The sequence below is a fragment of the Vibrio sp. EA2 genome (assembly GCF_033042495.1).
Classification (GTDB): domain Bacteria; phylum Pseudomonadota; class Gammaproteobacteria; order Enterobacterales; family Vibrionaceae; genus Vibrio.
In genome coordinates, this window is sequence record NZ_JAWLID010000002.1 from 272,971 (window position 1) to 284,640 (window position 11,670).

Below are 11,670 nucleotides of genomic sequence, written 5' to 3' on the forward strand. Positions count from 1 at the left end.
CAGATGTTTAGGTCCTCACTCGGTTAAGGTCATCGAATGTGAGCCAAATGGGTAATTTAGCTCTGTCCAACCAACCCGTACTTTCGAACCATTCCACGTAATTGATGGTAACTTAGCCCGAGTAATTCAGCTGCCTGACGCTGATTGAATTTCGCTTCTTCCAGGGCACGGTTGAGCAAGTTAATATCTTGTTCTTCTTGCCACTGTTTGTAGTCTAGTGGAAATTGCACTGACGATTTCTGTTCACTGTCTTCGGGTTCTGCGCAGTCTTGTTCTGATGATGGACCTAAGTCGTTGTTCCAGACGGTTTCAAATGGATTGAAGATGAGCTGGTCAATTGGGGCAGCATTCAGCCCATGTTGATAGATCGCGCGCTCGATGACGTTTTTCAGTTCGCGAATATTACCGGGCCAAGGGTATTCAAGTAGCGAGCGTTCCGCTTCTGCGGTGAAGCCGACGAAATACTCAAGCTGAAGTTCACGGCACATCTTGATGGCGTAGTACTCTGCTAAAGAGAGGATATCCTCTTTGCGCTCCCGAAGCGGCGGTAGCATGATGACATCAAACGCGAGCCGGTCGAGCAGATCGGCGCGGAATTCACCTTGTTCGGCAAGTTGAGGCAAGTCAGCATTAGTCGCGCAGACTAGCCTGACATCTGCATTCAGGGCGGTGTGCCCACCAACCCGTTCATATTCGCCATATTCGATGACACGCAACAACTTTTCCTGCACTAACAGTGGGGCCGTAGCCAGTTCATCCAGAAAGAGAGTGCCGCCTTCCGCTCGCTCAAAGCGACCTTTATGTTTGCCTTTTGATCCAGTGAACGAACCGGATTCATGGCCAAACAATTCAGAGTCAATCAAACCTTCGCTCAATGTGGCACAATTTAATGACAGTAATGGCTTGTCCCAACGTCTTGATAAATAATGTAAACGCTGTGCAATAAGCTCTTTACCGGTACCGCGCTCACCAATGATGAGAACCGGACGCTCAATTGGCGCAAGTTGTGATACTTTATCTAATACAGCGAGAAAAGCGGGCGATTCACCAATCAGGTTTTGCTTCATAGATTCCTTCTTACTTAGCTGCCTAGGTGTGAAATCAATATGGAATTGGTGAAATTCACCAACAGTTGGTGAAAAACATCATAGCACAATGGTGTATAACAACAACACAGTGCATAACCTATTGAATTTAAAATAAAGTATAAGTTGGCACGTAACTTGTTATGTATTTAGGGAGACACAAGGAGAATCACCACCTTGTCGAGTTTTAATAGGAAAAAAGAGGAGTTCCGTTATGGGTATTTTTTCTCGTTTTGCAGATATCGTTAACTCAAACATCAGTGCATTGCTGGATAAGGCGGAAGATCCTGAGAAAATGATCCGTCTCATCATTCAAGAAATGGAAGACACGCTGGTAGAAGTTCGTACTAACTCAGCAAAAGCAATAGCAGACAAAAAAGAGTTGGCTCGTAAAGTCGAAGCGCTGGAAGATCAGATTAGTGAATGGGGTCAAAAAGCCAGCCTTGCTTTAGTGAAAGAGCGTGAAGATTTAGCGCGTGCAGCCCTGATCGAGAAACAAAAGCTCGAGCAGGTGATAAAAGGCCTTCACACTGAGCAAACTTTGGTTGAAGAGACCATTGATAAGCTAACCGGTGAAATTGGAAAGCTGGAAAACAAAATTGCTGAAACACGAGCAAAACAGCAAGCGCTAGCGATCCGCAATCAAACGGCATCTAATCGTCGTGATGTTCAAAAACATCTTCACACTAGCCGTACTAATGAAGCCATGGCTAAGTTTGAGCAATACTCTCGTAAAGTTGACGAGTTGGAAGCGGAAGCTGATCTTTATTCCAGTACTGGCCAGTCAAAGTCGTTAGAGCAGGAGTTTGCAGAACTTCAAGCGCAGGATGAAATTGAAAAAGAGTTGGAAAAACTGAAAGAACAGATGTCATCACAAGATAAACAAGATAAATAAGAGAGGAGCCATTTATGTCGACATTTTTATTTGCAGGACCAGCAATTGTCTTTCTGATCTTTGTCGCTCCTCTATGGCTCTTCTTACACTATCGCAGTAAACGCAAAACGGATAGTGCTCTGTCGAGCCAGGATCTGGAGCGCCTTCAGGCACTGTCTGAAAAAGCAGAATCGATGCAGTCTCGCGTGGATACACTAGAACGCATACTAGATGCAGAGTCACCAACATGGAGACGAAAGTATGAATAATCGAGAATTGTACCGTGACCCTGCAAATGGAAAACTTGCCGGCGTGTGTGCCGGGTTTTCCAACTACTTTGGTGTGGAAGTCTGGTTGATTCGTATCTTGGTTATTTCCGCAGGTTTGCTAGGCGGTACGTTTTTGGTGCTTCTCGCCTATATCGCTTTGGCGTTCATGTTGGAAAAACAGCCAATGACTTATTCAGAAAATATCAAGGCTCAGCAGGATCATACTCTAAAGAGCAAACCGTGGCAGAAGGGCCAAAGTCCGGAGCAATTCTTGAGTGTGCTTGAACGGGATTTTGACCGTATTGATGGCAAAATTCGTAACATGGAAGCGTATGTCACTTCCGATACATTCAGAGTCAACAGAGAGTTCAACAAGCTCTGAGGATTATGCAACCAGGATTTAATTTTAAAGAGCAGGCGACAAGCCTGCTTTTTGCTCACAAATTCCTCATTTAAATCAATATTATCTCCGCCTTACATGGCAGCTTGATCATTGTTCATCTAACTTAAATGTAGTCTCTGTATTCATAGGATGAATATGATGAAAAAGTTGCTCATTCCGATCGCCATTACGGCCGCTTTGTCGGGTTGTGGTAAAGAGCTTCCTCCCGTACCAGAACCAGAATCTCGACCCGCAAAACTTTTTACCGTCTCTGTTGGTAATTCACAGTTTGATCGTTATTTCCCTGCAACGACTGACTCCGGCGATAAAGCCGTACTCGCTTTTCGTGTCCCCGGTTTGCTTCAGACGATTGACGTTCATGAGGGCCAGCTGGTCAGTAAAGGTGATGTGTTGGCAACATTGAACCCTGATGAATATACGCTTCTAGAGCAACAAGCGAGGGCAAATTTTGCGCTCGCCGACGTGCAATACCGACGATATAAAAAGCTTCGAGTCAGCCAGGTCGTATCAGAACAGGATTTTGATCAAGCCAAAGCCAATCATAATTCCGCCAGGGCAGAGTGGGATCAGGCGAAAGCGAATCTAAGTTATACCAAACTGCTCGCTCCTTACGATGGCACGATTTCTTATCTACCGGCAGAAAACCATGAATACGTTGCCGCGAAAGAGGGCGTGATGAATATCCAAACCAATCAGTTAATGAAGGTGATATTCCAACTTCCTAGTCACCTGCTCAATCGTTATACCCCGGGAGCAAACGTCTCTGCAAAGATGGAATTTGATGCTTTTCCTGAGCGCTCCTTTGATTTAACTTTTCAGGAAATTGATACCGAAGCCGACCCTAAAACGGGCAGTTATAAAGTCACTATGGTGATGGAAAGACCGGAAGGGGTAGGGATCTTACCGGGAATGTCCGGCAACGTACTGGTGACTTCACTCAACTCGGGTACTACGACGATACCGGAATCCGCTCTGTTTGAAGAATCAGGGAAAAGCTACGTCTGGCGTGTCGATGAGCAAGGTATCGTGACCAAAACTGCGATTACATTGGATGAGAAAAATCAGGTTCAACAAGGCCTGGATGATGGTGATGTGATTGTAATTTCTGGCGTCAATGTAATAGAACCCGGCATCAAAGTGAGAGCCTGGGTTAAGGAAAGAGGGCTGTAATATGACAAGAATGATAGCCTTAGCTATTTTATGCTCGCCTCTCTTCCTCTCTGGTTGCGGTGATAAAGGTCCTGAAAAAGCGCTTGAAACACCTCGCGTAAAAGTGGTGTCACTAGAAGGCAGTAAGGTCGACGATAACCTGTACTTTCCTGCCGTAGCGAATGCGGCAGATCGCTCCCATCTCAGTTTCAGAGTCGCTGGCGAAGTCAGCAGTGTTAGGGTGAAAGAGGGCGATATGGTGAAAAAAGATGACATCATCGCTACGTTAGACCCTACCGATTATCAATTGGATGTGGACAATGCCACGGCGCGTTTTTCTGTGGTAGACAGCCAATACCGCCGCTCAAGACCTCTCGTTGATAAAGGCTTACTGGCGAAGTCACAGTTTGATGAGATTGCCGCCCAACGCCAAATTGCGCTGGCAGAGTTGAAGTTGGCTCAGTTGCGTTTGTCATTCACAACCTTAAAAGCGCCGGTAGATGGCATCATTTCGAGAGTGAATATTGACCAGTTTGAAAACGTTCAGGTTGGTCAACACGTTGTCAATATCCATAGCTTGGACCGTTTTGAAGTCTTGATTCAATTGCCAGATCGTTTGTATGTAAAACAACCACCAACAGAAGAAAGGCTCACCTCTATTCAGGCAGTAGTGCGGGTTCCGAGCGGTAATGAATACACTGGAACCGTAAAAGAATTTACCACTGAACCTGACCCAGCCACTGGCACCTTTACGGTGACACTGTCACTGCCAATGCCAAAAGATGAGTACATCCTTGATGGAATGGCCGTTGAAGTCACATCAAAGGATGAAAAGGTTGGTTTGGATTTGGATGTGGGACTCAATGTACCCATTGAAGCGATTTTTAACGCTGATGGTGATGCTCTTGACCGGCAAAACAAGTTTGTTTGGGTACTCAATGACGATAATACCGTTTCTCGAAAACAGATCCGCACAGGCAAAGCCTCCAAGGCGTCCATACAGGTATTGGATGGACTGGAGCTAAACGACCAAGTTGTCGTCGCAGGTGTCGCGAGGCTCAGAGAAGGCATGAAAGTAGAAGTGGTTGAGCAGGAGGCAGGTTTATGAGCGAGCAAAGCAGAGTGCCTCAAACGGATGAAGACGTAACAGGTATCGCAGCGTACTTTATTAAAAATCGTGTGATCAGCTGGATGGTTTCACTGATCTTTTTGATCGGCGGGATCACTGCATTTTTTGGATTAGGACGTCTGGAAGACCCCGCTTTTACCATTAAAGACGCCATGGTGGTGACCTCGTATCCCGGCGCTACGCCTCAACAAGTGGAAGAAGAGGTAACGTACCCGCTTGAAAAAGCGATTCAGCAGTTGACGTATGTGGATGAGGTGAACTCGATTTCAAGCCGAGGGCTGTCTCAAATTACTGTCACAATGAAAAACAATTACGGCCCGGACGACTTACCACAAATTTGGGATGAATTACGCCGTAAAGTTAATGACTTGAAGGGCACACTACCGCCAGGTGTGAATGAGCCTCAGGTCATTGATGACTTTGGTGATGTCTACGGTATTTTGCTTGCGGTAACCGGGGATGGCTACAGCTACAAAGAGCTTCTGGATTACGTTGATTACCTGCGGCGAGAACTAGAGCTTGTGGAAGGGGTAAGCAAAGTCTCCGTCTCTGGTCAGCAGCAAGAGCAGGTCTTTATCGAAATTTCGATGAAAAAATTGAGCAGCCTGGGTCTGTCTCCTGATACGGTATTCGGTCTTCTTTCAACTCAAAACGTTATCTCAGACGCTGGTGCGATCAGAATTGGCGATGAGTACATCCGAATCCAGCCTACCGGCCAGTTCCAGAATGTTGATGAGCTAGGTGATTTATTGATCACTGAGGTAGGTGCTCAGGGACTGATTTTCCTTAAAGATGTGGCGGAGATTAAACGTGGCTACATTGAGGTTCCAACCAACATCATTAACTTCAATGGCAGTTTAGCGTTGAATGTTGGCGTATCGTTTGCAGAAGGCGTCAACGTTGTTGAAGTGGGAAAAGTGTTTGATCGCCGACTTGCCGAGTTAAAGTATCAGCAGCCCGTCGGAATAGAAATTTCAGAAATTTACAGTCAGCCGAAAGAGGTGGATAAATCGGTCAGTGGGTTTGTTATTAGTCTCGCACAAGCAGTTGGGATAGTGATCATCGTATTGCTGTTCTTCATGGGGCTTCGCTCTGGCTTGCTGATAGGTTTGATCCTGCTTTTAACCGTGCTTGGTACCTTTATCTTTATGAAATACCTGGCGATTGATCTACAGCGTATTTCTTTAGGGGCACTGGTCATCGCGTTAGGGATGCTGGTGGATAATGCCATCGTCGTTGTAGAAGGGATATTGATTGGTACGCAAAAAGGCAGAACACGCTTACAAGCGGCAACCGATATTGTTACCCAGACTAAGTGGCCTTTGCTTGGGGCGACCATCATTGCGGTAACCGCCTTTGCGCCGATTGGGCTCTCGCAGGATTCCACGGGTGAGTATTGTGGTACTTTGTTTACCGTACTGCTTATCTCTTTGATGCTGAGTTGGTTTACTGCGATTTCTTTGACACCATTTTTTGCGGATATTTTCTTCAAAGGCCAGAAGATAAAACAAGCGGAAGGTGAGGATAACGACCCGTATAATGGGATTGTTTTTGTTGCCTATAAGAAGTTTCTCGAGTTCTGTATGCGCCGCGCCTGGTTCACCGTTGTCGTATTGATTGCAGGGCTTGTGGCCAGTGTTTATGGCTTTACGTTTGTAAAACAATCGTTTTTCCCATCTTCAACCACGCCGATTTTTCAGCTGGATGTCTGGCTTCCGGAAGGCACGGATATTAGAGCAACCAATGATAAATTGAATGAACTCGAGCACTGGTTAGCTCAGCAAGATAACGTGGAGCATATCACGACAACGGCTGGTAAAGGCCTGCAGCGTTTCATGCTGACCTATGCGCCAGAGAAGAGTTATGCCGCTTATGGTGAGATAACGACTCGTATGGATAATTATGAGGCGCTAGAGCCATTGATGGCGGGTTTCAGAGCGCATTTAAAAGCTAACTATCCAGAGATAAACTACAAACTTAAACAAATTGAATTAGGTCCAGGCGGCGGTGCTAAAATAGAAGCGCGACTTATTGGCTCTGATCCAACCGTTCTTCGTACGCTTGCCGCTCAAGTAATGGATATTATGTACGCGGATCCTAGCGCGACCAATATTCGACATGATTGGCGAGAACGTACACAGGTTCTTGAGCCACAGTTTAACGAGAGTCAAGCTCGCCGCTACGGTATCACTAAGTCAGATGTTGATGAGTATCTCTCCATGTCGTTCTCGGGTAGGACTATTGGTCTGTATCGAGATGGTACGACGTTGATGCCAATTGTGGCTCGATTGCCTGAAGATGAACGGATCGATATTCGTAACATTGAAGGCATGAAAATTTGGAGTCCGGCGAAAAGTGAGTTCATACCACTACAACAAGTCACGATGGGGTATGACATGCGTTGGGAAGATCCAATCATCGTCCGTAAAAACCGTAAACGTATGCTCACAGTGATGGCTGATCCGGATATATTGGGCGAAGAAACGGCTTCAACATTGCAAAAGCGTCTACAACCACAAATTGAAGCGATAGAGATGCCGCCGGGATACTCTATTGAGTGGGGCGGAGAATACGAGTCATCTGGTGATGCTCAGGAATCGTTGTTTACGACAATGCCAATGGGGTACCTGTTTATGTTTTTGATTACGGTATTCCTGTTCAATTCGGTCAAAGAGCCACTGATAGTCTGGCTGACCGTGCCACTTGCGTTGATTGGTGTCACAACGGGCTTATTAGCATTGAATACCCCATTTGGTTTTATGGCGCTGCTCGGGTTCCTAAGTTTGTCAGGAATGGTGTTGAAGAACGGTATCGTTCTACTCGATCAAATCGAACTTGAGATGAAGTCAGGTAAAGAAGCCTACGTTGCTGTTGTCGACGCGGCGGTGAGTCGGGTACGTCCGGTATGTATGGCGGCAATCACGACTATTCTTGGTTTGATTCCGTTACTACCGGATATTTTCTTCAAACCGATGGCCGTTACTATTATGTTTGGTCTGGGTTTTGCGACTGTCTTAACCTTAATCGTTGTACCCGTGTTGTACCGTCTTTTCCATAAAGTAGCCGTACCGAAATAAAATAAGCACAAATCGTTAACGCCTCTGGCCCGGTCAACAGACTCTATTAAGCTAGGGGCGTTTTTTATAAGGACTTAGAATGACAGAACACAAAAGCTGCGCTTGGGCGATGAATCACCCACTGGAGCGTGAGTATCATGATGCAGAGTGGGGAGTCCCCGTTTATGACGACAGAGTACTGTTCGAATTTATCACGCTTGAAGGTGCACAAGCGGGGCTAAGCTGGATAACCATACTGAAGAAGCGAGAAGGCTACAGAGAAGCATTTGAACATTACGACTTAGATACTTTGGTACAGCATGGTGAAGAACGCACAGAATATATTGTTGAACATTATGATGTTGTGAAGCATCGTGGGAAAATTAATTCGGTGTTCAGCAACGCAAAAGCGGCGAAACAACTGATTGATAAGTATGGCAGTTTGTCAGATGCTTTGTGGCAGTTTGTTGACCATAAACCCGTGATCAATCAATGGCAGGATATGAGTGAAGTGCCAGCTGCTACCGAGCAATCAAAAGCGATGAGTAAGTTTCTCAAGAAAAAAGGCTTTAAGTTTGTTGGGGAAACCATTTGCTATGCGTTTATGCAAGCCGTCGGTATGGTGGATGATCATGTTGTCGGGTGTCCGTGTAAAACGGCTAAGGCTAACTAAACCAGACGACTAAAAAGCCCTCAGGAAGAGGGCTTTTAAAGGTATTTATTTCGACAGTGAAGCTTCGTTCTCAAGAACCAGGGCATTGTAGCGAGCTAACCCTGCTTCCAGATCAGCAATCAAGTCATCGACGTCTTCCAATCCAATGTGAATACGGATCAAAGTACCTTCAAAATGTGGGTGTGCGACAGTGCGCAAGCTGTTAAAGCTCTTTGGCTCATTGGCAAGGATCAGGCTCTCATAGCCACCCCAAGAGTAGCCCATGCTGAAGTGTTTCATGCCATCGAGCAAAGCGGTTGTCGCTTTCGGGCAGGATGTTTTGAGTACGAATGAGAACAGACCATTCCCGCCGGTAAAATCGCGCTTGAAAAATTCGTGGCCTGGCGACGTTTCCAATCCTGGATGAAGTACTCGATCGACTTCAGGTCGAGTTTGTAACCATTTAGCGACTTTCAAGCTGCTCTCTGCATGCTGGCGAAGACGAACATCTAAAGTACGCAGTCCGCGTAAGCCAAGGTATACATCATCAGGAGAAACACACTGGCCCATTAAGTAGCTTTGTTCTCTCAGTTGAGGCCAGTACTTCTCTGAAGCCACAGCCGTCCCCAACATCACGTCTGAGTGACCGACGATGTATTTGGTTGCTGCCTGTACCGAAATATCAACCCCGTGGTCAAATGGAGAGAAGTTAACACCTGCACCCCAGGTGTTGTCGAGAATCACAATGATATCGTGTTCATGGGCAATACGCGCCAGCGTCGGAACATCTTGCACTTCCATGGTTACTGAACCAGGAGATTCCAGGAAAAGTACTTTAGTGTTAGGTTGAATTAAATCGCGGATACCTTCGCCAATCATAGGATCATAGTACGTTGTCTCGATCCCCATTTTTTTCATGATGACGTTACAGAAATCACGAGTCGGTTCATAACAAGTGTCGACCATGAGAATGTGGTCGCCAGTCTCGACAAAAGACAGAATTGTGTTTGAAATGGCTGCTGTGCCACAAGGGTAGAGAGCACATCCTGCACCGCCTTCAATTTCAACCATGGCGTCCTGAAAAGCAAAGTGTGTATTAGTACCACGGCGTCCATAGAACAGCGTTTTGTTAGCGCGGTTCATGGTTGCCTGGTTTTTCTCTGCAACACTATCAAATACGATGGTTGAAGCGCGTTGAACGGGTGGATTAACGACACCGTTAGTCCACTTTTTATCACGGCCCGCGGTAATCAGTTTGGTCTTTTTACCCTCTGACATATAAGTTCCCTGTTTAAATTAAACGATTTTGGTTATTTAAAACATGGACTACGGGTTGTTTGCAAGGGAAAACTCTATTATCGGGCCATAACGACTTGGAACACCTAATAGCCTAAGAGAATACCAAGCCGATCCAGTTTCGTTTATCGCATTTATGTCTGGTTCAGGGGGAGCTAGATAAAACAATCCCGCGCCAAAGAAGTCGGGGCGGGATTGACGTTTCTTTACCAGTGAGAGAGGGTTACAGCAGAGGGTTAAACAAATAAAACACACGTTCTAAGAAGCGAGAGAATAGGCTTCGCTTATCCCAAACCTTTTTTTCAAGCTGAAAAGACTGTTTGATGTAACTGTCTTGCAGGCATGACATCTCTTGGGTGAAGTCTTCATCATCGACGGCCAGCGTCACCTCGAAGTTCAGCCATAAACTGCGCATGTCCATGTTTACGGTTCCAACCAAACAAAACTGTTCATCAATCACCACAGACTTTGTATGCAGCAATCCACCATAAAACTCATAAATCTTCACGCCTGCGGTGAGGAGTTCACTGTAAAAGGCACGAGAAGCCCATTGAACCATTACCGAGTCATTTTTGTGAGGAATGATAAGTTCGACATTGATGCCTCGCTGCGCGGTCATTTTCAATGTTTCCAGTAAGTCCGTATTCGGGACAAAATACGGAGTGGTAATTCTCACAGAACGATTCGCCTGATTAATGGCTAATGTTAGGACCTGATAAATGAGATATTCAGGCATCCCCGGACCTGACGGAACGACTTGTATCGGGTGTCGGTACTGATGGCTATCGATATTGCATTCCGGTCGTTTGGGAAATTGGCGTTCGCCGGTTTCAACTTCCCAGTCCCAGCAGTGAATCGCGCTCAATACATTCACCGTTGGGCCGGTGATCCGAACCATAATGTCAACCCAACGACCAACCCCACTACTTTGCTTAAAGTAAGCCGGATCCACTAGGTTCATCGAACCGGTATAGGCGATCTCGTCATCAATAACGATGATTTTTCTGTGTTGGCGAAGATCTAAACGACGCAAGAAAATACGCCACATTTTTACTTCCAGGGCTTGTATCACTTCTATACCAGCATCCTTCATCATCCTGTACCAAGGGCTTCTGAAAAATCGTGGACTGCCAGCGGAGTCAAGCAAGAGTTTTACGTCTACGCCGCGTTTGGAGGCTCGAATTAGCGCTGAAGCGACGGAATCGGCCAAACCTCCTGGGTGCCAAATGTAGAACACCATTCGAATACTGGTTTGTGCATTTTCGATATCTTCGATAATCGAGTGCAAAATTTCGTCAGGCTTTTGCTGTAATGAGAGCGTGTTACCGCTGAGTGCTGGTAACCCGAGGCGGTTATTACACAGTTCATCAATGCGATAGATATGACGGCCCATGGTTTCTGGCATGTGCGCGTGACAATCATTTAGCTGGTTGAACCATTCGGCAAAAGGGGCAAACATCACTTTTGCACGTTCAGCTCGCTTACGGCCTAAATTAAGTTCGCCGAAAAGGAAATAACACGCGACACCAAGAAACGGAAGAATATAAATGATCATTAGCCAGGCTAACGAAACACTTACAGCCCGGCGTTTCAAAACCACACGGATGGTGACACCAGCGACGAGTAACCAATACAGTCCAATGCCAGCAAGAGTAAGAAAATGATAAAACTTATCCATATACGCTCAATTTATTCCGCCCACTTAGGATATTAGGCATAAAAGTGTGTTGGGGAAATAGCTTTCTTGTTAAGAATTA

Annotated in this window: 10 protein-coding genes; 7 read left to right on the forward strand and 3 right to left on the reverse strand. The window is 45.9% G+C overall.

Annotated elements, in window-relative coordinates; genetic code table 11:
• Nucleotides 1-56: 56 nt before the first annotated feature.
• Nucleotides 57-1,067 (reverse strand): phage shock protein operon transcriptional activator, encoded by a 1,011-nt coding sequence (gene pspF / locus RXX31_RS05585; protein ID WP_317588107.1) that lies wholly within the window; start codon nt 1,065-1,067, stop codon nt 57-59.
• A gap of 232 nt (nt 1,068-1,299) precedes the next feature.
• Between pspF and pspA the strand changes: the two genes are divergently transcribed.
• The 7 genes from pspA to RXX31_RS05620 all read left to right on the forward strand — a co-directional run bounded on the left by pspA (nt 1,300) and on the right by RXX31_RS05620 (nt 8,638).
• A complete protein-coding gene (pspA, locus tag RXX31_RS05590; protein ID WP_317588108.1) occupies nt 1,300-1,980 on the forward strand; it encodes a phage shock protein PspA in 681 nt (226 codons plus the stop codon).
• Between the two features lie 14 nt (nt 1,981-1,994).
• On the forward strand, nt 1,995-2,228 hold the full coding sequence (pspB, locus tag RXX31_RS05595; RefSeq protein ID WP_317588109.1) for an envelope stress response membrane protein PspB: 234 nt from the start codon (nt 1,995-1,997) through the stop codon (nt 2,226-2,228).
• Entirely contained in the window at nt 2,221-2,610 is a 390-nt protein-coding gene (gene pspC / locus RXX31_RS05600) for an envelope stress response membrane protein PspC (RefSeq protein WP_317588110.1), read from the forward strand. The genes pspB and pspC overlap by 8 nt, the downstream gene beginning before the upstream one ends.
• Nucleotides 2,611-2,769: 159 nt before the next feature.
• On the forward strand, nt 2,770-3,801 hold the full coding sequence (locus tag RXX31_RS05605) for an efflux RND transporter periplasmic adaptor subunit (protein WP_317588111.1): 1,032 nt from the start codon (nt 2,770-2,772) through the stop codon (nt 3,799-3,801).
• A 1-nt stretch (nt 3,802) separates the two neighbouring features.
• Nucleotides 3,803-4,888 (forward strand): efflux RND transporter periplasmic adaptor subunit, encoded by a 1,086-nt coding sequence (locus RXX31_RS05610; RefSeq protein ID WP_317588112.1) that lies wholly within the window; start codon nt 3,803-3,805, stop codon nt 4,886-4,888.
• Complete coding sequence (vmeI, locus tag RXX31_RS05615; protein ID WP_317588113.1) at nt 4,885-7,986, forward strand: efflux RND transporter permease subunit VmeI; 3,102 nt, start codon at nt 4,885-4,887, stop codon at nt 7,984-7,986. Before RXX31_RS05610 ends, vmeI begins: the two co-directional genes overlap by 4 nt.
• 79 nt (nt 7,987-8,065) lie before the next feature.
• Nucleotides 8,066-8,638, forward strand: coding sequence for a DNA-3-methyladenine glycosylase I (locus RXX31_RS05620; protein ID WP_317588114.1), 573 nt, complete (start codon nt 8,066-8,068; stop codon nt 8,636-8,638).
• Nucleotides 8,639-8,683: 45 nt separating this feature from the next.
• On the opposite strand, the gene RXX31_RS05625 is transcribed toward RXX31_RS05620, so the two are convergent.
• Together RXX31_RS05625 and cls are read right to left on the reverse strand one after the other, a co-directional pair.
• Nucleotides 8,684-9,895, reverse strand: coding sequence for a cystathionine beta-lyase (locus RXX31_RS05625; RefSeq protein WP_317588115.1), 1,212 nt, complete (start codon nt 9,893-9,895; stop codon nt 8,684-8,686).
• A 241-nt stretch (nt 9,896-10,136) separates the two neighbouring features.
• Nucleotides 10,137-11,591 carry a cardiolipin synthase gene (gene cls / locus RXX31_RS05630; protein ID WP_317588116.1) on the reverse strand — a complete coding sequence of 485 codons (1,455 nt, stop codon included), beginning with the start codon at nt 11,589-11,591 and terminating at the stop codon, nt 10,137-10,139.
• Nucleotides 11,592-11,670 lie beyond the last annotated feature (79 nt).

Coding starts and splice junctions, on each gene's coding strand:
- pspC (WP_317588110.1), top strand. CDS start 2,221: ATGAATAATCGAGAATTGTACCGTGACCCTGCAAATGGAAAACTTGCC.
- RXX31_RS05620 (WP_317588114.1), top strand. CDS start 8,066: ATGACAGAACACAAAAGCTGCGCTTGGGCGATGAATCACCCACTGGAG.
- cls (WP_317588116.1), bottom strand. CDS start 11,591: ATGGATAAGTTTTATCATTTTCTTACTCTTGCTGGCATTGGACTGTAT.
- pspB (WP_317588109.1), top strand. CDS start 1,995: ATGTCGACATTTTTATTTGCAGGACCAGCAATTGTCTTTCTGATCTTT.
- pspA (WP_317588108.1), top strand. CDS start 1,300: ATGGGTATTTTTTCTCGTTTTGCAGATATCGTTAACTCAAACATCAGT.
- pspF (WP_317588107.1), bottom strand. CDS start 1,067: ATGAAGCAAAACCTGATTGGTGAATCGCCCGCTTTTCTCGCTGTATTA.
- RXX31_RS05610 (WP_317588112.1), top strand. CDS start 3,803: ATGACAAGAATGATAGCCTTAGCTATTTTATGCTCGCCTCTCTTCCTC.
- vmeI (WP_317588113.1), top strand. CDS start 4,885: ATGAGCGAGCAAAGCAGAGTGCCTCAAACGGATGAAGACGTAACAGGT.
- RXX31_RS05605 (WP_317588111.1), top strand. CDS start 2,770: ATGAAAAAGTTGCTCATTCCGATCGCCATTACGGCCGCTTTGTCGGGT.
- RXX31_RS05625 (WP_317588115.1), bottom strand. CDS start 9,895: ATGTCAGAGGGTAAAAAGACCAAACTGATTACCGCGGGCCGTGATAAA.